This window comes from Pseudomonas sp. NFPP28 (genome assembly GCF_900115535.1).
Taxonomy (GTDB): domain Bacteria; phylum Pseudomonadota; class Gammaproteobacteria; order Pseudomonadales; family Pseudomonadaceae; genus Aquipseudomonas; species Aquipseudomonas extremorientalis.
The window spans coordinates 590048-615246 of sequence record NZ_FOWT01000003.1; the positions used below are offsets into that span (position 1 = coordinate 590048).

The window sequence follows — 25199 nt, forward strand, 5'->3', positions numbered from 1 at the left end:
TCAGGGCTTTTTCATGATTGGAACATCCACCGGCAGCGAAGCCGCCGCATTGATTGCGCGGCTGGACTGGGCGCAAAGCCCTCTCGGTGAGGCCGGTGATTGGCCGCAAAGCCTGCGCACGGCGGTCGATATCGTGGTGCACTCGCCGATGCCGATGCTCCTGCTGTGGGGCAACCAGCTCACGCAGCTCTACAACGACGGGTTCGCCCAACTCGCGGGCAATAAACACCCTGGGGCCATGGGCCAGCCGGCGCACCAGACCTGGCCGGAGCTGGAAGGCTTTACCGGGCCGATCTACGACGCCGTGCTCAGCGGCCAGGTGCGCACCTTCAGCGAGCAGCGCTTCGTACTGCAACGCCACAATCGCGATACTGAAATCTGGCTGGACCTCACCTACAGCCCGGTCCGCGATGAAAGCGGCAGCGTTGCCGGCATCCTGGTCACCGCCATCGAAACCAATGAACGGCGCAAGGCCCAGCACAACACCGAACAGCGCCTGCAACTGGCATTGGCGGCCACCGACGCGGTCGGCACCTGGGACTGGGATATCGGCGAAGACCGTTTTATCGCTGACACGCACTTCGCCTACCTGCATGGTGTCGATCCCGACGATGCAAGCCGTTTGCCGATCAGCGACTACCTGCAAGGCGTGCACCCGGAAGACCGTGGCATGGTGGCGCGCAGCATCAAGCACTGCATCACCTTCGGCACCGAGTACGCCGAGGAATACCGCCTGCTGCAAGCCGATGGCCAAGTGCGCTGGGTATTCGCCCGCGGGCGCTGCTACAAGGATCATCAAGGCCGCCCCGCGCGTTTCCTGGGTGCTGCGCTGGACCTGACCGAGCGCAAACACACCGAGCAGGCCTTGCGCCAAAGCCAGAGCGAGCTGCAGTTGATCATCAACGCCATGCCGGTGTTGATCGGTTATGTCGACCACGAGCAGCGGTTCCGCCTGAACAACAGCGCTTACCTGGAATGGTACGGCATGACGCCCCAGGAGCTGTACGGCAAGACCATCCGCGAAGTGCTCGGCGACGAGGTGTATGCCGGGCGTGTAGACAAGATCGAGGCCGCACTCAAGGGCAAGGCCTGCAGCTTCATGACCATCACACCACACCAGGACGGTCGACCGCGCCACGCCCTGATGAAGTACCTGCCACGCTTCAGCAATGACGGTTCGGTGAAGGGTTTCTACATCTTTGTGATCGATGAAACCGAACGCAAGCTCACCGAAGAAGCCCTGCGCCACCTCAATGAAAACCTCGAGGAACGCGTGGCCCAGCGCACCCAGGCGCTGGCCGAGGCCAACCAGCGCCTGCAAAACGAAATGTTCGAACGCGAACGCGCCGAAGATGCGCTGCGCCACGCCCAGAAGATGGAAGCGGTGGGCCAGCTCACCGGCGGTATCGCCCACGACTTCAACAATATGCTCACCGGCATCATCGGCAGCCTGGACCTGATGCAGCGCTACATCGCTGCCGGGCGCAGTGACGAGATCGGCCGTTTTACCGATGCCGCCGTATCCTCCGCCCACCGTGCGGCCGCCCTCACCCACCGCTTGCTGGCGTTCTCGCGGCGCCAGTCCCTGGACCGTCGCCCGCTGGACCCGAACCAGTTGGTGGCGTCCCTTGAAGAGTTGTTCCGCCGCACCAAGGGCGCGCACATCAGCCTCAAGGTGCAGCTCGGCCATGACATCTGGCCGGTGAACACCGACGCCAGCCAACTGGAAAACGCCCTGCTCAACCTGGTGATCAACGCCCGCGACGCGATGCCCGACGGCGGTGAACTGCTGATCGAAACCGCCAACAGTTACCTGGACGGCACCGACATCACTACCCTGGAACCGGTCAAGGCCGGCGACTACGTGATGCTTGGCGTGTGCGATAACGGCACCGGCATGGCGCCGAAGATTCTGGCCAAGGCGTTCGACCCGTTCTTCACCACCAAACCCATCGGCCAGGGCACAGGCCTGGGGCTGTCGATGATCTACGGCTTTGCCCAGCAGTCCGGCGGGCATGTGACGATCCAGAGCGCGCCGGGCCAGGGCACCTGCGTGCGCCTGTATCTGCCGCGCCTGCATGGCACCTCCCTGGAAAGCGACCTGCCTGCCAGCCTCGGTGAAGCCCCGGTAGCCCTGGCCGGTGAAGCCGTGGTCGTGGTCGAAGATGACCCGGCAGTGCGCATGCTGGTGGTCAATGTGCTCGACGAACTGGGCTATACGGCGCACCAGGCGGGCGACGCCCGGGCTGCACTGCCGCTGCTGGAGTCGGATCTGCGTGTGGATCTGCTGGTGACTGACGTCGGCCTGCCGGGCATGAATGGCCGGCAGCTTGCGGAAATCGCCCGCCAGCACCGGCCGGGGCTGAAGGTACTGTTCATGACCGGTTACGCGGAAAAAGCCGCCGAGCGCCAGGGCTTCCTCGAAGACGGCATGGACATGGTGGCCAAGCCGTTTTCCATCGACCTGCTGGCGACAAAAATCCGCAGCATGATCAACGCCGACGAATGAGTTCAGGCATAATCGCGCGCCGTCGCACACCTGGTAGAGATCAATGAAAGCCCAAGCCCGTCATATCCTGGTGAAAACCAGCGAAGAAGCCGAACAGCTCAAACAGCGCATCGCCAAGGGCGAGGCGTTTGATGTGCTGGCCAAGAAGTACTCTACTTGCCCCTCGGGCAAGCGTGGCGGCGACCTGGGCGAAGTGCGGCCCGGGCAAATGGTGGGGGCGATTGATGCGGTGATCTTCAAGAAACCGGTGAAGGTGGTTCACGGGCCGATCAAGAGCAAGTTCGGGTATCACCTGGTGCAGGTGTTTTACCGGGATTAACCGGCTCTATTTGTATCGCTCGTCGTCGACCTGGACGAGATATAAATACTGCCGGGTGACTTTCCACACAGCCTACCTTGATCGCTATACCAGGACCAGGGAGGCCGGATGTGGACACCGCCAAAATACAACAACTCAGCATTCCAAGTTTGCTCTACGCGTTACATATTCCAAATGTGGCGGACCTGCCCAGCGATCAGGCACGCCAGTTTTTTCAGCGCCTGCTCACACGTTCCCATGTTATCGCCCTGCGTGCCCACGTCTTCTTCAAAACCCTTGATTTCGGCGACGAACACGCGCTGCCTGGCCTGTGCAGATTTCCGCCTTTTCAAACCCTGATTTCCACCGCAGTGACAATTCCCATCGAGAAGTTAACGTTTTCGCTGACCCTGGAATGTCTCTACAAACTCTCAGAAGCCCTCTGGCGCGGAGAGCTTCCAGCGCTGCTCTATCCCACCGCGATTCTTGACCGCACAGCACGGCAGTGTTTCAAGGATGAATTCATCAGCGCATTAACTAACAGCGAGACTTCAAGGAATTCAGCTTACCCTCTGGACCAGGATTCCCTTGCGTTGATCGCGAATATTATCGATATCTATCAACTGCGCGCCTTTCAGAAACTGGAGCTCAATGCGCTCACACTCCATCGTCACGATCCGCTCGACATTCTGAAACGCCAACCGCGCTTATCGCACAACTTGCAGCGGGAAATCACCACGTTCATCAGCAAATCCTTCAGTGCCACGACACACTCGACTTTTTACGCTGCGATCGTCCATGGCTATGTCGATGTCCCATCCAAAGACCGTAAGCCACCTGCCACCGATCGACTGATCATCTATACAAAACCCATCGCGTCGTTGGTAGCAGACTACCTTCGCACAGGTGTCAGGCCTCATCAGCAAACGGACACCCGGTGGACCTCATTGCAGATATCGGTTTATGAGGACACGAGCATCACCAGAGAAGATCATCCCGCCCTGGTAACTGCCCAAGATTTATTGAAGCACTCGCCGATCAACCACAGTCAATTCAATCTACATCCTTTCATCTCCGTTGATATCGGCACATTGGATGACTTTCTGGATCGCCTCGACAGGCTCCCCAAGTTGTACCAGCAGGATGTCATAAACTATTGGGCGCCCGTGACCTCTGAAAAGGGGGCCAAGACGATCTGGCGCAACCATCTCAAGCACGCTATCGAAACCACAGCCCGTATCGGGCTGGCGGACAGTACCCTGACGCACGACAGCCATACGCAGATCAATCAGATACTCAGCCAATCTTCCGCTCAAGCACTGCCCCCTGCAATCAGCACCTACACCTGTGCGTTCGTAGATCTTTTCAGCGGTAAGGCATTTCCCATCAGCGGCACATTCCTGATCGAACAGCAGGCATCAGCCTCAAAGCAAAACCGCCTTGTGGCGTTCGCCCTGAACACAGGCGCGGTGGAGTACGAAAGCTGGGAAGCATTCGAGAAGCGCCTGCTTTCCCAGATGGCTGATAGCAACAGTCGACCGCTATTACTGGACCATTTGAGCAAAAAAAGCGCTCTGAACATCGTTGATTTTTGCTCAACACAACCCGCTCGACTGGGTTTGAAAAAAATGCTCACAGCAGCTTACGTCGTTGACGAACTTGTGGAGGGTTTACTCGTCCAGCAGGCGGAAAATTTCCTGCACGACTTCACCGCGATAAAAAATGATACGTTGCCTGCCGGGCTCGAAGCATTTTGCAACGCACTAAATCCATCACTGGCCCAACACTTGACCAAACAGCACGCGCGCTGGATAAACCACCGCCAGACAAGCATGCTTGAACAGTTGCCCGGCAAAACGCTTTCTGATGCGTTAGTACTGACTTCCACTGCGCGCGCGCAGGATATCTACAGCAAAGATCTGGACTCACCCATACTGGACCTCTCGGCACTCAATAAGCTTGCGTTCAATGACACTAAATGCAGAGCGCTGATGATAGGCACCTTGAACACCGACAAAGTGGGTAACACTCTCAAAGGTGTCATGAGCCATGTCGTCAGTTATTTCTCTGCCGAGACACCTGTTCCCCTCTCTCTTCGCTTTCTTGCCCTGCAACGCATCTGCGCCTACCGCGATGAACGCCAGATTTTCAGTTGGCAGCACCCCGGCAGTCTTCGGCACAACTTCTATTACTTCATGCAGCTCTATGCGAGCAACGCCCCCAGCGATCGCCTAGGCTTACGACTCGAAAGCGTGGGCCTCAGGTTACTGGGCATGAAGCAATTACCCAGCGAGGGCGTTCACCCCTACTACTCCGCACGAGAGCTGACCCTCGCACAGGACCAATCTCCCGCGCTCGTTTCCATTTTGTGCAGTGAAATCAAAGCAACACCTGACCAGATTGATCTAACGGCATTAGCGTCTTACCTCAATCTGTCGTTATTGGCGGACTACGACCCTGAGCACATGATCTCACCAGCACAGCCACGTAACTATTCGCTATATCATGAGTTGCTGCTGGATCTTCCAGGCTTGCACAGACTGGGCAAAGCCCTTGGAAAAATCATTGCACCAGGCCGCAATGACGCGCAGACATCATTTAGGGCGCTCGCCATCTCGGTTATAACCGATTATCTCTACCCACCCACCGAACAAAAGCCCGGCTACATTTGTGGTTTGAACTTGCACAGCGTCGAGCTAGGGGAGTCTCCGGTAAGCCAGGTTCGCGAGACGCTTCGAGCGCATCTCAAACAACGCCTCCCGAAAAACGTAGACCGCCAAACCCAGCGGTTCGTCTTCACAGTGCTCTGCGCTCGTTATGCACCGGAATTATTAGTGACCCAAGTGCCAGCCACCCTGCTGTACGGGCAAACCCTGGACAGTCTTCACTGGCGTCATGCGGTTGCATGCCTGGAAGCTGAACAGCCATGCTCTAGCCAAGGCCTGAGCTACGTGGAAATAGTCACCGCCTACTCGAATGCTCATTACGCGGGGTTGAGCGATGATAAGAAAACCGCTGTTGCTCTTTTAAAGCAGCTGCCCAGTCTGCACTTTGCCATGTGCCAGGGAGTCATTCCCGAAACCGAAATTGCCTGGGTCACCCATGCCGATAGCCTCAAGGCTGTCGCCTATGTCAGCGAACAAGAGGCCCTCGAGGCACAAACCTTTACTCATCTGGCGCAAGTACCACCTCAACGTAAAAGCATGGCAAGCAGCGCATTCAAAAAAGCCAATCCTGGTGTGGATACGGAACAGATCATCGCGTTCACAGAAGCCGAGCTCAAGAAGTACTTCCATGTTCACCCCTCCGTCGCGGCAGACCGGCATATTGGACGCCGAATGCGTATGACCCTTCTGGAAAAGTACATGTCCTGTGTGTCCGGTGTGGGGTTTACAGAACAAGAGATTGGGGTAAAACCCTACCCACACGGCGCTTGCGAGTTACAAGCGCGGTTTGACCAACAATTTTCCATCTACAAGGACAACTTTCTAAGCGCCATGGTTGACCGCCTGGCACTCGCGCTGCACGGCACACCGCAATTGGACCGGGAGCGGATACTTAACGCTTACAAATACATAAAGGTATCGTTTGAAAACAGTCAGGGTAACTGGGAGGAAAGCCGCTTTGGGCTCATCGCCCTTTATAAAGAGAACGAGGACATCCAGTACGCCTATGAAATATTTTGCCCTTCAGGAACTGTCCGAGCGCTACCTCTCTCTGCTAAACGCGCTACCCGCATCCACGTGACGTCTTCTCCCCCCACACAGGATGCTCTGTGGCATGAGTTGCCGTATCTGTATATCTCTCCCTTGAATGAAGGGGCTTACCTCAGAGGTGCCCCAGATCAGAAAGAAAGTACGCCGTACTTAATGGTCAGCTTCTACACCGTCCGACGGCAGACACAGGGAATGTCCAGAGCACAAAAGATCCAATACTTGTGCAAAAAAATGGTGAACGCTGTATTCGGCAACATCATGGACCTTGCCTACCCCTATTTGAAGAGTCCTACGCCGTACGAGACCCATAAAGAGCGACTGTTTGCACGCGCGCAACTCATGGCGCGCTTTGTACTGCCTGGATATGCGCTTTATCAGGACATCAAGGCCGGAAAAGTAACACTGGGTACTATCATTACCACGGCCCTTGAAATGTTCAGCCTGTTACTGCCGTTTGTCGGACTTGGCATCAAGGCCCTTAGTATTTCCACGCGCCTTGGTCGGGTCATCATTCTTTCTAAGTCAACGAATTTTTCAAAGGTAGCCTTAACAGCAGCCAAGGCGATCCAACCGTTACAAAGTTCTTTACCCAATGTACTCCTGCGGTCTCTAGGTGCGGCTAATCCCTTCGGCGCCATTGCACTGTTATTTCAATACAGTCACAAAGGCATGCTGGCCATCAAGTTTTTACTTAGATTTACACGCGCCGAAATGTCGCAGGGGCCAACACTGTTCAAAACGCTTGCACACAGGCATCTTCCAGCACTTGAGTACCGCCCCCTCTCCGCTGTACCCACTGCGCAAGGCCGCGCGCAGTTCTTCAAACCTGACACCCGCACCGGCGACAACAAACTCAATATCCAACAACAATTCAAATTACACGCTCGTGCTGTCGACGTATCAGAGATAACAGCCGTCAACTCAATGTACGTAAAAGAAGGGAAAACCTATATTTATCTTCAGGGTAACATCTTCGCTGTGAGAAAACCGCACGGCACTGACGACTATCAACTTTACAACGACACTCACATCGGCCCTCGCGTCAAGTTCGATCACACTCGAAACAGGTGGGAGATACAATGTTGAACCCTGAACATCACTGCACCCCTCCTGTCAGCGCCCTACAACCCTTGGCGCCCCTTCATACCTCAAGAGTTCCGGTGGTTAAGTTTGAGCATCATCTATCTGTTCTTGATGCGGAGGGCGCGCCGATGAGTATCTGGTACGACGTGCAGCATGGCGTCTGGATGACACACCCTGATACCATTGACGGCGAACTCCTCACCCAAGCTGTATGGCTCACCCATGAGGGTTACTGGGACCGCGGAACGTTGGAAGACTGGCAAGCCATCAGGCACAAGTTGCCCCAGCCCACTGAATTCAGAAACGTGGAGCTTCCTGGCTATCCCGTGTTGCCCACGGATACACAACCGATTCCGCGAGAAATTCATAAAATATGGATAGGTACTTTACTTCCCAGTCAGAACCTCATTGACGCGCTTACCCGTAACGCCGCGCACACAGCGGGTTATAAGGTCATCGTCCATACCGATGTGAGTGATGACTTATTGATTCCCCTTACACAGATACTGAAAAACGCCGTACCCACGTTGACGATTGCTCCGTTGAACGGCACCGTGTTTTTTGAAGATTTCAAAAAACACGCCATCTATAAGCACTACCTGAATATCTCCACAGGCACCACAACCAACTACTCGGCAGCGTCTGACATATTACGCTACCCGCTCGCCAATCATTACGGAGGCATCTACATGGACATGGATGACTGCTTCACAACGAAGATAAGCGAGCAAGTGTTCATGGCGGCGAGCAATGATGTATTACTAGGCACTTTCATCAATGCGCCCCATGCAGACTTTTATGGTTACAACTCCAGTATTTTCGCCACTCACGCCAATAACCCGGTATTGGTCAAGGTAACGGAAGAGATTCTCAGCCGGTGCGACAAGCATAAGGATTTCTTTATCAAACCCAGACCGCACTTTACTGGCAAATACGATTCAACCTACGAAGCCTTAAAAACCTACTCAGCCGAGCTTTTTCAATTGACCGGTCCGCAAGTATTCAACGATGTACTAGCACGTGAACGACCGGATTATTACGGCGTACTGGTCCAGCGCTCCCGCAGCCATGGCACCAAGATTAACCCTGGTGTAGTTGACACCGCTTACTTTCATAAATTATCCAAGGTGACGGACCATTACTTCCCCTTTTTCGAAAGAGCCCGTGTGGTAATAGGCGCAGAGCACTCCTGGATCACAACGTGAAACGAGTTCACGGGCCGATCAAGAGCAAGTTCGGGTAGCACCTGGTGCAGGTGTTTTACCGGGATTGATGGGTTGGCTGCAGACCGCTATTGGGGGCAAGCCCCCTCCCACATTTGAATAGGTTCACAAATCAAACTGTGGGAGGGGCTTGCCCCCGATCCGCCGCAGGCGGCCATTCACCCCCGGGGAATCAGCGCCCCCGGCACCTGGATAACCCGACTGGCCAACCGATGCCCAGCCAATGCAGCCTGCTCCGGCGAGCTTCCCTTGAGCCGCCCGGCCAGGTACGCCGCACTGAACGAATCCCCCGCCGCTGTCGTGTCCACCACCTTTTCCACCTTGATCGCCGGCACGCAAAAGCGCTCGCCGTTGCAGCGTATCAGGCACGCATCCGCGCCACGCTTGAGCACCACCTCTTTAATATCCGGATACGCCGTCAACACCTGCTCGCTGTCGGGATAGCCAAACAGGGCACGCTCGTCATCCTCGGTGAGCAAGGCAATATCCACTTCGGCCAGGACACGCCCATACGCAGCACGCGCCGCCTCGACACTCGTCCACAGTCGCGGCCGGTAGTTGTTGTCGAACACCACCTTGCCCCCGCGCCGACGGGTTTCGATCAGGGTTTGCAGCAAGCGTTCGCGGCCGATTTCACCCAGCACGGCCAGGGTGATACCGCTGAAATACACCACGTCATAGCCCGGCAGCGCGGCCAGGATCGGCTCGGCTGCCGGCGTGGTGAAGCAGTCGCGCACGGCGGCTTCGTTGCGCCAATACAAGAATTTGCGCTCGCCGTTGGCATCGGTCTGGATGCAGTACAAACCCGGCAGACGTCCGGGCAGGCGCTGGACCATGCCCACCCCCAACCCTTCGTCAGTCCATTGCCGGCACATGGCATCGCTGAAGCTGTCATCGCCCAGGGCAGTGACGTAGTCGACACCGCCGGTATCGCCCAACTCGCGGCGCAGGTACACCGCCGCGTTCAGGGTGTCGCCGCCGAAGCTCTGGTGCAGGCTACCGTCGGCACGGTGTTGCAGTTCGATCATGCATTCGCCGATCAGGGCGATGCGGGGTTGGGTGCTCATAGCGATTGTCTCGGGAGTGACTGATGGCCTCATCGGGGGCAAGCCCCCTCCCACATTGGAATGGGTTCACACATCAAACTGTGGGAGGGGGCTTGCCCCCGATGGGATCGACGCGGTCTAGAAGCAGGTAGGCAGAGACTCAATCACCTGCAACTGCTCATCCACCAGGCAACCGACCTGCCACTTGTCAAAGGTCAGGCACGGGTGCGAAGTGCCAAAGGAAATGATGTCACCAATACGCAGTTCAACCCCCGGCGCCACCGTCATGAACGCATGCTGGTCCATCACCGCCGTCACCTTGCACGCGCTCACATCATCGCCTTCCGCTGGCAGGATACCGGCCTTGTAACGCTTGAGCGGCACCGGCAGGCCGGCATCATAGGCCACGTCGCGCTTGCCCAGGGCGATCACCGCAAAGCCCGGCTCGGGCAACGACTGCACATGCGCCCAGACTTCCAGGGCCGGGTGCAGGCCTTCATCGAGGTCGCTGCGGCGGTCGAGCACGCAGCATTGCGCTTCTTTGTAGATGCCATGGTCATGGGCCACGTAGCTGCCGGGGCGCAGCACACTGAGGAAGCGGCCGGCGGCGTTCTGTTCTTCGAACGACTCGGCGATCAGGTCGTACCAGGCCGAGCCCGACGCGGTGATGATGGGCTTGGGCAGGTCGAAAGAGCCGTTGTTCTGCAAATCCACCGCCAGGCGCACCAGGCTCGCGGCGAAATCGCGGATACCACTGATGGCGTGCTCGCCGTGGATCACGCCCTCATAGCCTTCGATACCGGTAAGGGCCAGGGCCGGCTGGGCCTTGATCGCCTTGGCCAGTTCGCGCACTTCCTGCTCGCTGCGGCAACCGCAACGGCCGCCGACCACGCCGTACTCGATCATCACGTTCAGGCGCAGGCCACGGGCGGCGAAGAACAGCCCCAGGTCGGCGACGTTGTCCGGGTGATCGACCATGCAGTGGAAGTCGAAGTCCTTGTCGGCCAGCAGGTCAGCGATCAATGCCATGTTCGGCGCGCCCACCAGTTGGTTGGCCATCAGCACGCGGCGCACGCCACCGGCATACGCGGCGCGGGTCTGCACGGCGTTGGCCAGGGTAATGCCCCAGGCGCCTGCCTCGATCTGACGCTGGAACAGCGCCGGCATCATGCTGGTCTTGCCGTGGGGCGCGAGCTGCGCGCCGCTCTTGCTGACAAAGTCCTGCATCCAGCGGATGTTGTGTTCCAGCGCCTCGCGGTGCAGCACCAGGGCCGGCAGGCTGACGTCGCGGACCAGATGGGCACCGACGGCGGCGGCGCCTTTTTCAACGGCATTGATGGCAGACATGAAATGCTCCTATTCGTTGATGCGACGGGCCAGGTTGTTGGCACTTTCGATCAACACCCGGCGATAGTCGTTGTAATTTTTGATCGCATCGGCGCGCGGGGCGACGATGCAGAGGGTCGCAATGCTGATGCCTTGCGCGTCCCGCACCGGGGCGGCAAAGCAATGGGTAAAGGTGTCGGCCACACTGTCGAAGGAAAAGAAACCATCGAGGGTGGCCTGACGGATTTGTGCCAGGAAGGTATCCAGCGGCAAGCGCTGGCCATCCGGCAGGATAAAGTCATCGTGATCGATCAGGTCGACGATCTGCTGGTCGCTCAAGTGCCCCAGCAACAGGCGCCCGGAAGCGGTCCAGGGGATCGGCGCGTTTTCGCCGATGTCCGAAGAAATACGAAAATGCCGCTCGCCCTCGCGCATCAGCGCCACCGTGTACTTGCGCCCGTTCAGCAGGCACATCTGCGCGGTTTCGTGGGTCTGGCTGACGATCTCCTGCAAGGCGTGGTCGGCCTCGCGGGTCAGGTCGAAATGCCGCAGGTGTGCCTGGCCCAGGAAATACAGCTGGCGGCCGAGGTAGACGTGACCGTCCTTGCCCACTGTTTCCAGGATGCGTCGCTCCAGCAGTGACGCGACCAATTCGTAGACGGTGGATTTGGGGCTGCCGATGCCGCTGGCAATATCATTCGGGCGCAGGGGCTGGCCGATTTCCTTGAGAAAATCGAGGATATCGAATGCCCGGTCCAGGCCTTTGGCGCGGCGTTTGATGGTGTCTTCGGTCATGGCAGCCTTCGATTCCTGTAAAAATGCTGTGATCTGCGCAGATCCTTGTGGGAGGGGGCTTGCCCCCTCCCACATTGGATTTTCCGTGGTTTCAAGAATGGGGCATTTAGCCCTTTTTCTTGTAGGCCACGCAATCGATCTCCACCTTGCAGTCGACCATCATGTTCGCCTGCACACAGGCCCGCGCCGGGGCGTGTTCCGGGGTGAAGTATTCGCCGAAGACTTTGTTGAAACTCCAGAAGTCCCGCGGGTCCTCCAGCCATACCCCCACGCGCACCACATCTTTCAATTCGTAGCCAGCCTCTTCGAGGATCGCCACCACGTTGCGCATGGTCTGCCGGGTTTGCTCAATGATGCCGCCAGTGATGATTTCGCCATCCACCGCAGGCACCTGGCCCGAGACGTACAACCAACCGTCCGCTTCCACGGCGCGGGCGAAAGGACGGGGTTGGCCACCGCCGGCAGTACTGCCGGCACCATAACGAGTAATGCTCATAACAACAGGCTCCTGATTAAAAACGAATGTTCTTGAGAAATTCCGCCAGGCGCGGCGATTGCGGGCGCTCGAAGATGTCCTTCGAGGTGCCCTGCTCTTCAATGCGGCCCTGGTTCATAAACACGATCTTGTCCGAGACTTCATAGGCAAAGCGCATTTCGTGGGTGACCAGCAACATGGTCATGCCCTCTTCCGCCAGGCCCTTGATCACGCTGAGGACTTCGCCCACCAGCTCCGGGTCGAGGGCCGAGGTGACTTCGTCGAACAGCATCAGGCTGGGGTTCATGGCAATCGCGCGGGCAATCGCCACACGTTGTTGCTGGCCGCCCGACAACTGGCCGGGAAAGTGGTTACGACGCTCCAGAAGTCCTACACGATCCAACCATTTTTCCGCGAGCGCCACCGCCTCGTCCTTAGGCATTTTCTTAACTTTCAATAAGCCCAGGGTGACGTTTTGCAACGCCGTCAAATGCGGGAACAGGTTGAACTGCTGGAATGCCATGCCGGTCATGGCACGATGCTGGGCAATCACGCGCTCGGGGTGACGCACCCGCTTGCCGGCAACTTCGCTGTAGCCGATGGACTCGCCATCCAGGGTGATCTGCCCGCCCTGGAACTCCTCCAGCAGGTTGACGCAGCGCAACAGAGTGGTCTTGCCCGAGCCGCTGGAGCCGATCAGGGTCACCACGTTACCGCGCTGCATCGACAGGTCGACGCCCTTGAGCACTTCCACCTGGCCGTACTGCTTGCGCAGGCCGCTAATGTTCAGCAGTGGTGGGTTGGTTTGAGGTTGGTTCATGGCAAGGCCACCCGCTTTTCAATGTAGCGCCCGAATAACTCGATGGCGTAGTTGATGACAAAGAACATAAAGCCTGCGAACAGGTAAAACTCCAGGGTCATGAAGGTGCGTGCGATCACTTGCTGAGTGCTCAACAGCAACTCGGCCACGCCGATCACCGAGAGCAGGGTCGAGGCCTTGACGATTTCCGTGGAGGAGTTGACCCAGGTCGGCAGGATCTGGCGCAGCGCCTGGGGCAGCAACACATAACCCAGGGACTGATAGAACGTCAGGCCAATCGCCTTGCCCGCTTCCAGTTGCCCACGGGGAATGGCTTGCAGCGCACCGCGCACGATTTCCGAGACGTGGGAACCGCAGAACAGCGTCAACCCGACCGCACCGGCCTGGAACGCGGTGATCTGCCAACCGAGCGCCGGCAGCATGTAGAAGCACGCCAATACCAGCACAAACACCGGCGTGCCCCGGATCAGGTCGACGTACAGCCGGAACGGCGCACGCATCCAGAATTTGCCGTAGGTCAGGATCAACCCGGCGACTATGCCGATCAGGGTGCCAAAGATAATCGCCAATGCGGACACATAAACACTGGCCTGAAAACCCGCCCAGAGGGTATCCCGGGCGATCCACAACTCATGCAGCCAGCTGGGGGATTCGTACATGGAAACCTCTCTTAACGACGGATCGCCAGGCGCTGTTCCAGGTAACGGAGCAGCATGGCAATGAGGTAACAGGCGGCCACGTAGAGCGCGGTCGTGACCAGCCAGGTTTCAATAACCCGGTAGCTCTCGACGTTGATCTTGCGGGCGTAATAGGTCAGCTCCGGCACCGCGATGGCGGCGGCGAGCGAGGTGTCCTTGAACAGCGAAATGAAGTTGTTCGACAGCGCGGGCAACACATTGCGCAGCATCACCGGCACGGTGATGTAGGCACGGATACGCCACTCGCCCAGACCGATGGCCAGCCCGGCTTCACGCAAGCCCTTGGGAATATTCAGCAGCCCGGCGCGAAATACTTCGGTCAGATAAGCCCCGGCGTACAACGACAAGGTGATGATGAACGACGGGATCTTGTCCAGGCGGATGCCCAGGCTGGGCAAGGCGAAGTAGATCAGCAGGATCAGCACGAGGATCGGCGTATTGCGGATCACCGTCACATACACCGAGGCCAGCACGCGCAGTGCCTTGTGTTTCGACAGCATGGCAAATGCCATCATCAGGCCGATCACGCAGCCGATCGCGATCGACAGCAGCGCCAGCTCGAGGCCCAGGCCGAGCCCCGCCAGCAAGCTGGGGAAGTCGCGCCACACGGCGGCAAAGTTCAACTGATAGTTCATGGTCAGCAGTACCTGATTGGGGCGCCGTCAGCGACGCCCCAGGTTTTCGATTTACTTGAACTCAACCGGGAAGCCGATCGCAGGTTCCGGCAGATCCACGCCGAACCATTGCTTGAACGAGGCCTTGTAGGTGGGGAACTCCACGCCGGTCATGGCTTCATGCAGCGCGGTGTTGACGAAATTCAGCCAGTCCTGATCGCCACGCTTGACGGCGCACGCATAGGTTTGCGGGCTCCAGGCGTAGGCCGGGCTGCGGTAACGACCTGGGTTTTGCACCATCAGGTACTTGACCGAGGACTGGTCGGTGGCCGCGGCATCGGCGCGACCGGAGTTCACCGCCTGGTACATCAGGTCGACGCTGTCGTACTGGTCGACCTTGGCTTTGGGCAGGGCCTGGTGCACCAGCTCTTCGGCATACACGTTTTGCAGCACGGCCACGGTGACGCTGTCGCCGGCGGCCTGCAGGTCTTCGATCTCTTTGTACTTGCTGTTGTTGGGCAGCAGCAGGCCCACGCCTTCGCGGTAGTACGGCAGGGTGAAGGCCACCTGCTGGGCGCGGCTGGCGGTGACGGTGATGAACTGGCAACTCATGTCGACCTTGTCGGTCAGCAGGTTGGGAATCCGCGCATCAGAGGATTGCACCACGAACTCGACCTTGCTCGGGTCATTGAACAAGCCCTTGGCCACGATGCGGCCGATGTCGATATCAAAGCCCTGCAACTTGCCATCCGCTCCCTGGAAGTGCCACGGCGCATTGGTACTGCCTGTACCCACGATCAGATGCCCACGTTTGAGCACATCATCGAGCTTGCTGTCCGCCGCTTGCGCTTGGCTTGCGAGGGAGGCCGATGCGGCGAAGAGAAAAACACACGCTTTGAATACGGAAGGTCGGTGATGCATGACAAGCACTCCAGGAGTTGTGTATTCCGCTATACCGGAACTTAGTATGTAACAACGGAATAGACAGCAGAAAGTGTGCCACACGCGCTAACAGAAAAACACGGCATGAATAAATCTGTTTTAGATCAGATAGATAAATGAAGATCCGTAACCAGGCGTTAAGCCAGCACTTGAAATCTCTTTGCTACCCAAGGCCCCACACGGCGGTGACACGCCACACTTGCGTGCGCTACAGCAGTATTACCACGCACCGTTGCGGTGCGGCTGTCGCGTGGAAAAATCCCCGCGCTGGGCTAGCCTTGGCACATTCATTCCGACAAGGACTCCACCCCGATGACCTTCCGCCTCACCCTGGTTTTGCTGTCCTTTCTGGTGGCCGGCAGCGCTTCGGCCAGCAACGACCGACGCGAATGCAAGGCCGAACTGCGCAAGCTCAACGAAGCCCTGAGCACCAATTACACAAGCCAGAACCACCACGGCTACCGTCAGGCGAAGGCCTCAAGGGACAATCTGGAATACAAGAAATGCGCAAGCCAGGCGCGCAAAGCCCGCGAACGCTTGGAGCGTGACCGGGACCTGTGAAGGTTGACAGTAGACGACTGACGCCCCCCCGGCTTAGCGTGAGCCAGGCCTGGAGGGAAATATCGATGAGCTATGTGAATGCCGTGATTGCAGACAAAGCTGCGTTTGAGCGCGAACTGAACACCCCACAACCCGTATTTGTGGTTTTCATGTCACATGAATGCACGGCTTGCACTGATGCGATGCCGCGTTTCATGCGCATCAGCGAGCACTACAAGGAGCAGGTCAAAATCTTGATTCTTGATTGTATGGACACGCCTCCACACCCAAGGGTCGACCGTATCCCGATGCTGTTGATCTACCGCAATCAGGTACTGCTCGAAGCCCTTCCCGGCCTTGGCGAGCAAGCGCTGCGAAGCGCCTTCGAGCAATACAGCCAACTACCCGCCGTTACGCCTGGTGCATAGGCACCAGGCAAACCTGCGTCACCCGCCGCTCTTCCACCGCCGCCACCGTCATGCGCCAGCCCTCATGTTCCAGGCTATCGCCCACCACTGGCAGGCGGTCGAGCAGGCTCATGACCAGACCGGCCAGGGTCTGGTAGTCCTCGGTCGCCGTCGCCTTGAAACCGGTACGCTGGCGGACCAGGTTGAGGTTCAAGGCACCATTGGCGCGAAAGCCATCGCCTTCCTCGACGATATCCGGCCCCTCGATTTCACTGGCATCCGGCAACTCACCGGCAATGGACTCGAGAATGTCGGTCATGCTCAACACGCCCATAAAGTCACCGAATTCGTTGATGACGAACGCAATGTGCGTGGATTCCTGGCGCATCTGCTCCAGCGCATCGAGGACCGAAAAGCTGTCGAGCAAGTTGATCGCCCGACGCGCCAGGTGCTCCAGGTTCGGCTCGTTGCCGGCCAGGTACTCCTTGAGCAACTCCTTCTTGTGCACGAAGCCCAGCGGCTCATCGACGGCGCCATTGCGGATCAACGGCAGTCGCGAATAGGACGAGTGCATCAGTTTCAGGCGGATACTGTCGGGGTCGTCCGCCAGATCAATGCAGTCGACCTTGGCTCTCGGCGTCATCAGCGTGCGGATCGGTCGCTCGGCCAGTTGCAGCACGCCGCTGATCATCACGCGCTCACGTCGATCAAACAGCGGGCCCTGGGTGGCATCCGGCTCGCCGAGCAGGTCGGCCACCTCTTCACCCACCTCTTCCACCGCCAGGCTGCGACCGCCGAGCAGGCGCATCACCGCATGGGCGGTACGCTCGCGCACCGGCAACACGCCTTGCGCCGACTTCTTGCGGCGTGAACGGGCGATCTGGTTGAACACTTCGATCAGGATCGAGAAGCCGATGGCGGCGTACAGGTAACCCTTGGGAATATGGAACCCCAGGCCTTCGGCGGTCAGGGCGAAACCGATCATCATCAGGAAGCCCAGGCACAGCATGATCACCGTCGGGTGCGCGTTGACGAAGCGTGTCAGCGGCTTGCTCGCCACGATCATCAGGCCGATGGACACGATCACCGCGATCATCATCACCGCCAGTTCGTCCACCATGCCCACGGCGGTAATCACCGCATCCAGGGAGAACACCGCGTCGAGCACCACGATCTGTGCCACGATCGGCCAGAACATCGCGTAGGCCACATTGCCTGTGCGCTGGGCCACATGCCCCTCGAGGCGTTCATGCAATTCCATGGTGGCCTTGAACAGCAGGAACACACCACCAAACAGCATGATCAGGTCGCGGCCGGAGAAGCTCTTGTCGAACACCTCGAACAACGGCTGGGTGAGGGTTACCAACCAGGAAATACTCGCCAACAGGCCCAGGCGCATCAGCAACGCCAGGGACAGGCCGATCAAGCGCGCACGGTCACGCTGCTCCGGCGGCAGCTTGTCCGCCAGGATCGCGATAAACACCAGGTTGTCGATGCCCAGTACCAGTTCCAGCACAATCAAGGTCAACAGGCCGAGCCAGGCCGTTGGATCCGCTAACCATTCCATTTATTGAGTCTCTTCAGTCATCGATTTTCAGAATGCCGGGCACGGCAGAGTGCGGTCAGTGGACCGGTAAAAGGTTAGCAGTCGGAATACGGGGTGCTTCAGCGGGAACAACGACAGAGGATGTCTTGGGGAAAGACGACTGGGAGGCTCCGAGAGGGTGTTCATGCAAATCCTGCAATGACAAAAGGACTTGAATCGTACAGTCGAAAGGGAAAATCCCCACAACCCAAAACTATTACAAGATCTGTAAAACCTTCGAAACCAGCACGATCATTTGATCATTAAATGAAATTATTATCAGCATAAATACCTACTGATCGTTGGTACAAAGCCCTAAAAACCAATAAATCAGCCTATTTCTGCGTTTTATACGAAAGCATTTGACTGATCAGATTTTCATTTGATAAACATATGATCAGCACAAGGCAATGAATGAACGACTGACTACAACAATAAATGGGGTGCTCATCATGAAACTTGCTACGACCTTCGCCGCCGCTGCGGCCCTCTCCCTCCTCGCCAGCAGCATCGCCCTGGCCGCCGACGGCAAGACCTACAAGGTCGGCGCCGCGGTCTACGGCCTCAAGGGCCAATTCATGCAGAACTGGGTACGCGAACTCAAGGAGCACCCCGCCGTGAAAGACGGCACCGTGCAATTGACCGTATTCGACGGCAACTACGACGCGCTGACTCAGAACAACCAGATCGAAAACATGGTGACCCAGCACTACGACGCCATCCTCTTCGTGCCCATCGACACCAAGGCTGGCGTCGGCACCGTGAAGCAGGCCATGAGTAACGACGTGGTGGTCATCGCCTCCAATACGAAAGTTGCCGATGCCGCCGTCCCCTACGTGGGTAACGACGATGTAGAGGGCGGCCGCCTGCAGGCCCAGGCCATGGTCGACAAACTCAACGGCAAGGGCAATGTAGTGATCATCCAGGGCCCCATTGGCCAGTCGGCACAGATCGACCGGGAAAAAGGCGAGCTGGAAGTGCTGGGCAAGCACCCGGACATCAAGATCATCGAGAAAAAAACCGCCAACTGGGACCGCGCCCAGGCCATGGCGCTGACGGAGGACTGGCTGAACGCCCACCCCAAAGGCATCAACGGCGTCATCGCGCAGAACGACGACATGGCCCTCGGCGCGGTACAGGCCCTGAAATCCCACGGCCTGACGTCCAAAGATGTACCGGTTACCTCCATCGACGGCATGCCGGATGCCATCCAGGCCGCGAAAAAAGACGAAGTCACCACCTTCCTGCAGGATGCCCAGGCCCAGTCCCAGGGTGCGCTGGACGTGGCCCTGCGCGCCCTGGCCGGCAGCGACTACAAGCCCCGCTCGGTGATCTGGGAACGCTATGCCAAGGATGTGCAATGGGCTGACGGCACCGCGAAGAACTACATCCTGCCCTGGGTGCCAGTAACCAACGCCAACGCCGATGCGCTGTACAAGCAAGTCAGCGGCGCCAAGTAAGCCGTAGCCGGTTGATCGCTTCCCGCATGGGAGCGATCCGTTCATCTTTGTTGTGAGGCCTGCCATGTCCACCGCCACCGAACGCCCGCAAGAACACCTGCACCCCGTCATCCCGAAAACCATGCAGGCCGTGGTCTGCCATGGCCCGGAAGACTACCGGCTGGAAACCGTCGACGTGCCCACCCCCGGCCCCGAGGAAATCCTCACCAAGGTCGAGTTGTGCGGGATCTGCATGGGCGACATCAAGACCTATCGCGGCGCGCCGTCGTTCTGGGGCGACGCCGAGCAACCACGCTATGTGAAACCGCCGATGATCCCCGGCCATGAATTCGTGTGCCGCGTGGTCGCCCTGGGCCCCGGCGCGGACAAGCGCGGCGTGAAGATCGGCGACCGGGTCATTTCCGAGCAGATCGTGCCGTGCTGGGGCTGCCGCTTCTGCAACCACGGCCAGTACTGGATGTGCCAGAAACACGACCTGTATGGCTTCCAGAACAACGTGCAGGGCGCCATGGCCCAGTACATGATCTTCACCAAGGAAGGCATCATCCATAAGGTCCCGGACTCCATCGCCCCGGATGAAGCGATCCTGATCGAACCCCTGGCCTGCTCACTGCACGCTGCCGAGCGCGCCAATGTGGATTTCGACGATGTCGTGGTGGTCGCCGGCGCCGGCACCCTGGGCCTGGGCATCATTGGTGCGGTGCGCATGCGCAATCCGAAGAAACTCATCGTGCTGGACATGAAACCGGAACGCGCCGCCCTCGCCCTGCGCATGGGCGCCGACGAAGTGTGGAACCCGGCCGAAGTCGATGTACTGGCGAAGATCCGCGACATCACCGATGGCTACGGCTGCGACATCTACATCGAAGCCACCGGTCATCACAAGGCCGTGAACCAGGGCCTGGCGATGCTGCGCAAGCTGGGGCGGTTCGTCGAGTTCAGCGTGTTCAATGACGAGGCTACGGTGGATTGGTCGATCATCGGCGACCGCAAGGAACTGGATGTGCTCGGCTCGCACCTGGGGCCTTACATGTACCCGCGCGCCATCGACTTTATCGGCAACCGCAAGATCGACATGCGCGACGTGGTCACCCACAAGTTCGCCCTGGCGGACTTCAAGGAAGCGTTCGCAGTGATGGAGCGCGGCGACAAGTCCCTCAAGGTAGTGCTTGAGCCTTGACCAACTGTATGTACCGCACCACTGCCGGCGCTTTCTCGAAGCGCCGGTGGATCAACGACAACCAGGACGCCGCCTCGCTGCCCTGAATCGGGCGATACACCACTCCCGGCAAGCTCACATGCCCCACCACCGACGCCGGCACCACCGCCACGCCCTGCCCCAATGACACCAGCGCGACGACCGCCACCAACCCACCCGGCTGCGGCCCCAGGCGCGGCGCAAAACCACCTTGGGCCGCGACGTGCAGCGTGCCGCTGATCTGCTCCGGCAGGATGAAGGTCTCGTTTTGCAGATGCTCGCAGTAGATGACTTTCAAACCCAACAGCCATGAGTCCTGCGGCAACGCCAGCACAAAACCTTCACTGTCCAGGCGCACTGCTTCCACACCGTCCGGCAAGGTCATCGGCGAACGGACATAGCCGATATCGCAGCGCCCGTCCGCAACGGCACCCGGCAGTATGGCCATGGCACATTCACGCACGTTCACGCTGACATCGGGAAACGCCTGGCAGAACCCCTGCATCTGCCGCTGCAACACGCCGGAATACACGGCGGAAGCCACGTAGCCCAACTCCAGATGGCCGATCTCGCCACGCCCGGCACGCTGGGCATTGCGCTGGGCAAACTCGAACTGACGCACCGTCGCCTCCGCTTCGATCAGCAGCGCGGCACCGGCCTCGGTCAGGCTGACTTCCCGCTGCTGACGAACAAACAGACGTGTGCCCAGGCTGGTTTCCATGTCCTGGATCTGCCGACTCAAGGTCGGGGGTGCGATCCCCAGCTGCTCGGCGGCGCGGGTGAAATTGCGCTGACGGGCAACGGCCAGGAAATAGCGAAAATGACGGATGTCCATCTCTGGATTAGCTCAAAGGTAATGAAACGAGTCGGCCTGGCTAATAAAGCCACTGGGCAGCGCGGATATGCTGAGACAAACCACAACACTAGAGAGCCCTTGCGATGGTCGTCAACCGTACCCCCCCTCTTGCCTTTGAGGTAATTCAATCATGAGCCGGGTCAGCCCACGCCTGACCTTGCTGACTGCGTCCGGCGTCTGCTCGCTGATCGTGCTCGACACCAATATCGTCGCCGTGACCCTGCCGAGTATCGCCCGCGACCTGGGGCGAACTTCGCCGATATCGAATGGGTGGTCAGCGCCTACATGCTGGCGTTCGCCGCGCTATTGCTTCCGGCCGGGAGCATTGCCGACCGGTTCGGGCGCAAGAAAACCCTGGTCTGGGGCCTGAGTATTTTCATCCTGGCGTCATTGGGTTGCGGGGCAGCACCCACCGCGCTGCTCCTCGATAGCGCCCGCGCGGTCAAAGGCGTGGGCGCGGCGCTGTTGCTCACATCCGCCCTCGCCTCCATCGGCCATACCTTCCACGACGAGGTGCAGCGCGCCAAGGCCTGGGCCTTCTGGGGCGCGTGCATGGGCGTGGCGATGACTGCCGCACCGACCTTGGGCGGCCTGATCACCCAGTACCTGGGCTGGCGCTGGATCTTCTACCTCAACTTGCCGGTGGGGCTGATGCTGATGAGTCTGGTCCTGCGCGCCATCCCGGAATCCCGCGACACCCAATCCGCGCGGCTCGATCCGTGGGGCAGCCTGGCGTTCAGCGCCAGCCTGCTGTGCCTGATCTGGGGGCTGATCGAAGCCAACCGCATCGGTTGGGACAACCCGTTGACCTACACCCGCCTGATCGGTGGCGCAGTCTTGCTGGGCGTGTTTGTACTCGTCGAACGGGTGCAGCGGCGGCCCATGGTCGACCTGCAACTGTTCCGCCACCCACGCTTTATCGGTGCGCTGTTGGGGATGTTCGCCTATGCCGGTTGTGCCCAGGTGATGATGACGCTGCTACCGTTCTACCTGCAGAACGGCCTGGGATTTTCCGCGATCGCCTCGGGCCTGGGCATGCTGCCGTTTGCGCTGACCATGCTGATCTGTCCGCGCATCGGCGCACGCCTGGCCGCACGCTTTGCCCCGGCGACGATGATGGCCGCCGGGTTGACCCTGGTGGGCAGCGGCAACCTCTTGAGTGCCTGGGCAGTGAACATCGGCGGCTACCTGCCCTTCGCCCTGGCGATTGCCATTACGGGCGCCGGTGCCGGCTTGCTCAATGGCGATACGCAAAAAAACATCATGGCCTGCGTACCACGGGACCGCGCGGGAATGGCGTCGGGCATGAGCACGACCATGCGCTTCAGCGCGATCATGTTGGCGATTGGGGTGTATGGGGCGTTGTTGAGCGGTCATAGCGAACAGCTGTTGAGTGCAAGCATTGGCGCGCAATGGCAGGCACAGGTAAACGCGATTGCGTCACGCGTGGTGGCCGGGGATATGCCGGCGGCGATGGGCTTGTTGCCGGAATCGGCACGGGCGGTGGTACAGCCGCTGGCACGGCAGGCCTTTGTGGGTGGCTTCAGCGGGGTGTTGTGGGTGGCGGGGTTGTTGGGGTTGCTCGGAGCGTTGGTGGTGGGGATGTTGATGAGCAAACCAATCCCAGCGGTGCAACAGGCTTCAATAAAACCTGCGCACCGCTGATCAGCCTTACCAGAACCGCTGCTGGGTCAACCGGTTCCACCAGGTCAACAGGACCCGGTCCACCGAACCGCTGGCCGCCAGGCCCACACGCTCCTGCAGGCTCTTGCGCTCGGCATAGTGCAGGTGGAACACCTCGGCGCTCTTGGCCTTGGTGGCCAGGTATTCGTCACTGGTTTGCAGTTCATCGACCAGTTGCTTGTCGAGGGCTGCAACACCCAGCCACACTTCTCCGGTGGCGACTTCATCGATTGCCAACTGCGGGCGATAACGCGACACGAAGTTCTTGAACAACTGGTGAGTGATGTCCAGGTCTTCCTGGAACTTCTCGCGGCCCTTCTCGGTGTTTTCGCCAAACACGGTGAGCGTGCGCTTGTACTCGCCGGCGGTGAGTACTTCGAAGTCGATGTCGTGCTTCTTCAGCAGGCGGTTGACGTTCGGCAACTGCGCCACCACGCCAATGGAGCCGAGGATGGCGAACGGCGCGCTGATGATCTTCTCGCCGATGCACGCCATCATGTAGCCGCCGCTGGCCGCGACCTTGTCGATGCACACGGTCAACGGCACGCCCGCCTGGCGGATACGCGCCAGTTGCGACGAGGCCAGGCCGTAGCTGTGGACCATGCCGCCGCCGCTTTCCAGGCGCAGCACCACTTCGTCTTTCGGGGTGGCCAGGCTCAACAAGGCGGTGATTTCGTGGCGCAGGCTTTCGGTGGCCGAGGCCTTGATGTCACCGTCGAAGTCCAGCACGAACACCCGTGGCTTGGCCTCGGCCTTCTGCTTGCCCTTCTTCTTTTCGGCCTTGCCTTCGGACTTGCGCAAGGCCTTGAGCTGGTCCTTGTCGAGCAGGCTCGACTCCAGGCGCTCACGCAGGCCTTTATAGAAATCATTGAGCTTGCTGACCTGCAACTGGCCGGCGGATTTGCGGCGCCCTTTACTGCGCAGCGCCGCGAAGCTGATCAATACCACCAGAATAGCGACCACCAGGGTGACGGTCTTCGCCAGAAAGCTCGCATATTCGGCCAAAAAATCCATGTTGCTCCTTACAAGTGCAGTGCGCCGGGCGCGGATTGCCCCAGCATACCGGCGGCACCGCGTTCGGGCCAGTGATCAAACCGCCAGCAACTACAGGCTCCAACGAGCTTTTAAAACAAGCGTATGTTTTTTCATTGACAGCTCGCAGGCATCCTCATAACCTCGCCAGACTTTCAACGTACCGGGAAAACGGACGTGGGCAGCATCTATCTGATTCGACATGGCCAGGCCTCCTTCGGTGCAGACGACTATGACGTCCTGTCGCCCGTCGGCGTGGAGCAGGCGCAAGTGCTCGGTCGCCACCTGGCGGACATGGGCCTGGTGTTCGACCGCTGCGTGGCCGGCGACCTGCGCCGCCAGCAGCACACCGCCAGCGCCGCCTTCGATCAGTACCACGCCCTCGGTCTGCCGGTGCCGGCGCTGGAAGTCGACAGCGCGTTCAACGAATTCGATGCCGACGCAATCATCCGCGCCCTGCTTCCCGACCTGCTCACCACCGAACCCGAAGCCCTGGAGATCCTGCGCAATGCCGCGCAGAACCGCAGCGAATTCCAGCGCATCTTCGCGCTGATCATCGAGCGCTGGCTGGCCGGCACTTATGATCCACCGGGACTGGAAAGCTGGCTGGGCTTCGTGGAACGCGTGCAAGGTGGCCTGCAACGCATCCTTGAGGCGGCGGACAACACGCAGAAGATCGCGGTGTTCACCTCCGGCGGCACCATCACCGCCCTGCTCCACCTGATCACCCGAATGCCTGCCGCGCAAGCCTTCGAACTGAACTGGCAAATTGTTAACACCTCGCTCAACCAGCTGAAATTCCGCGGTCGCGAGGTGGCACTGGCTTCCTTCAACAGCCATACCCACTTGCAACTGTTGAAGGCGCCGCAGCTCATCACGTTCCGATGAACTGC

At 59.1% G+C, this 25199-nt stretch carries 20 protein-coding genes and 1 pseudogene; 10 read left to right on the top strand and 11 right to left on the bottom strand.

Annotation, left to right across the window (positions count from 1 at the left end; all coding sequences use genetic code 11):
• The first annotated feature begins 13 nt into the window (after positions 1 to 13).
• From BM110_RS11335 to BM110_RS11350, 4 genes are all read left to right on the top strand, one after another.
• Positions 14 to 2509 (top strand): PAS domain-containing protein, encoded by a 2496-nt coding sequence (locus tag BM110_RS11335; protein ID WP_093513403.1) that lies wholly within the window; start codon positions 14 to 16, stop codon positions 2507 to 2509.
• A gap of 43 nt (positions 2510 to 2552) precedes the next feature.
• Complete coding sequence (locus BM110_RS11340; protein ID WP_003174397.1) at positions 2553 to 2828, top strand: peptidylprolyl isomerase; 276 nt, start codon at positions 2553 to 2555, stop codon at positions 2826 to 2828.
• A gap of 110 nt (positions 2829 to 2938) precedes the next feature.
• Positions 2939 to 7609, top strand: a complete 4671-nt coding sequence (locus BM110_RS11345) for a dermonecrotic toxin domain-containing protein (RefSeq protein ID WP_093513404.1) — start codon at positions 2939 to 2941, stop codon at positions 7607 to 7609.
• Positions 7603 to 8811, top strand: a complete 1209-nt coding sequence (locus BM110_RS11350) for a glycosyltransferase (protein WP_093513405.1) — start codon at positions 7603 to 7605, stop codon at positions 8809 to 8811. Before BM110_RS11345 ends, BM110_RS11350 begins: the two co-directional genes overlap by 7 nt.
• A gap of 176 nt (positions 8812 to 8987) precedes the next feature.
• Here the strand turns inward: BM110_RS11350 and BM110_RS11355 are convergent, their stop codons facing one another.
• The 8 genes from BM110_RS11355 to BM110_RS11390 form a co-directional block, all read right to left on the bottom strand.
• Positions 8988 to 9896: a sugar kinase gene (locus BM110_RS11355; protein ID WP_092244346.1), complete on the bottom strand. Its 909-nt coding sequence runs from the start codon at positions 9894 to 9896 to the stop codon at positions 8988 to 8990.
• Between the two features lie 117 nt (positions 9897 to 10013).
• Positions 10014 to 11222 (bottom strand): amino acid deaminase, encoded by a 1209-nt coding sequence (locus BM110_RS11360; RefSeq protein WP_092244349.1) that lies wholly within the window; start codon positions 11220 to 11222, stop codon positions 10014 to 10016.
• Positions 11223 to 11231: 9 nt separating this feature from the next.
• Positions 11232 to 11996 carry an IclR family transcriptional regulator gene (locus BM110_RS11365; RefSeq protein ID WP_058424172.1) on the bottom strand — a complete coding sequence of 255 codons (765 nt, stop codon included), beginning with the start codon at positions 11994 to 11996 and terminating at the stop codon, positions 11232 to 11234.
• Between the two features lie 106 nt (positions 11997 to 12102).
• Complete coding sequence (locus tag BM110_RS11370; protein WP_010210958.1) at positions 12103 to 12492, bottom strand: RidA family protein; 390 nt, start codon at positions 12490 to 12492, stop codon at positions 12103 to 12105.
• Positions 12493 to 12508: 16 nt separating this feature from the next.
• Positions 12509 to 13291, bottom strand: coding sequence for an amino acid ABC transporter ATP-binding protein (locus BM110_RS11375; RefSeq protein ID WP_071488005.1), 783 nt, complete (start codon positions 13289 to 13291; stop codon positions 12509 to 12511).
• Positions 13288 to 13950 carry an amino acid ABC transporter permease gene (locus tag BM110_RS11380; protein ID WP_016976586.1) on the bottom strand — a complete coding sequence of 221 codons (663 nt, stop codon included), beginning with the start codon at positions 13948 to 13950 and terminating at the stop codon, positions 13288 to 13290. Before BM110_RS11380 ends, BM110_RS11375 begins: the two co-directional genes overlap by 4 nt.
• 11 nt (positions 13951 to 13961) lie before the next feature.
• Positions 13962 to 14624 carry an amino acid ABC transporter permease gene (locus BM110_RS11385; RefSeq protein ID WP_025857547.1) on the bottom strand — a complete coding sequence of 221 codons (663 nt, stop codon included), beginning with the start codon at positions 14622 to 14624 and terminating at the stop codon, positions 13962 to 13964.
• A gap of 51 nt (positions 14625 to 14675) precedes the next feature.
• Entirely contained in the window at positions 14676 to 15524 is an 849-nt protein-coding gene (locus BM110_RS11390) for a transporter substrate-binding domain-containing protein (protein WP_092244352.1), read from the bottom strand.
• Positions 15525 to 15857: 333 nt separating this feature from the next.
• Between BM110_RS11390 and BM110_RS11395 the strand changes: the two genes are divergently transcribed.
• Positions 15858 to 16106: a hypothetical protein gene (locus BM110_RS11395; RefSeq protein WP_093513406.1), complete on the top strand. Its 249-nt coding sequence runs from the start codon at positions 15858 to 15860 to the stop codon at positions 16104 to 16106.
• Between the two features lie 65 nt (positions 16107 to 16171).
• Positions 16172 to 16513 (top strand): thioredoxin domain-containing protein, encoded by a 342-nt coding sequence (locus BM110_RS11400; protein WP_092244358.1) that lies wholly within the window; start codon positions 16172 to 16174, stop codon positions 16511 to 16513.
• On the opposite strand, the gene BM110_RS11405 is transcribed toward BM110_RS11400, so the two are convergent.
• On the bottom strand, positions 16497 to 18059 hold the full coding sequence (locus BM110_RS11405) for a TerC family protein (RefSeq protein ID WP_093513407.1): 1563 nt from the start codon (positions 18057 to 18059) through the stop codon (positions 16497 to 16499). The two genes, BM110_RS11400 and BM110_RS11405, sit on opposite strands and share 17 nt — an antisense overlap.
• Before the next feature lie 470 nt (positions 18060 to 18529).
• Between BM110_RS11405 and BM110_RS11410 the strand changes: the two genes are divergently transcribed.
• Together BM110_RS11410 and BM110_RS11415 are read left to right on the top strand one after the other, a co-directional pair.
• Positions 18530 to 19537: a substrate-binding domain-containing protein gene (locus BM110_RS11410; protein ID WP_092244364.1), complete on the top strand. Its 1008-nt coding sequence runs from the start codon at positions 18530 to 18532 to the stop codon at positions 19535 to 19537.
• Positions 19538 to 19601: 64 nt separating this feature from the next.
• On the top strand, positions 19602 to 20717 hold the full coding sequence (locus BM110_RS11415; protein WP_093513408.1) for an MDR/zinc-dependent alcohol dehydrogenase-like family protein: 1116 nt from the start codon (positions 19602 to 19604) through the stop codon (positions 20715 to 20717).
• Here the strand turns inward: BM110_RS11415 and BM110_RS11420 are convergent.
• On the bottom strand, positions 20695 to 21570 hold the full coding sequence (locus BM110_RS11420; protein ID WP_092244370.1) for a LysR family transcriptional regulator: 876 nt from the start codon (positions 21568 to 21570) through the stop codon (positions 20695 to 20697). The two genes, BM110_RS11415 and BM110_RS11420, sit on opposite strands and share 23 nt — an antisense overlap.
• Positions 21571 to 21721: 151 nt before the next feature.
• Here BM110_RS11420 and BM110_RS11425 point away from each other — a divergent pair.
• Positions 21722 to 23256 (top strand): annotated as a pseudogene (locus BM110_RS11425) (MFS transporter).
• Between the two features lie 6 nt (positions 23257 to 23262).
• Here BM110_RS11425 and sohB read toward each other — a convergent pair.
• A complete protein-coding gene (gene sohB / locus BM110_RS11430) occupies positions 23263 to 24288 on the bottom strand; it encodes a protease SohB (RefSeq protein WP_071488016.1) in 1026 nt (341 codons plus the stop codon).
• Between the two features lie 195 nt (positions 24289 to 24483).
• Between sohB and BM110_RS11435 the strand changes: the two genes are divergently transcribed.
• Positions 24484 to 25194 (top strand): histidine phosphatase family protein, encoded by a 711-nt coding sequence (locus tag BM110_RS11435; RefSeq protein ID WP_092244376.1) that lies wholly within the window; start codon positions 24484 to 24486, stop codon positions 25192 to 25194.
• Positions 25195 to 25199: the final 5 nt, after the last annotated feature.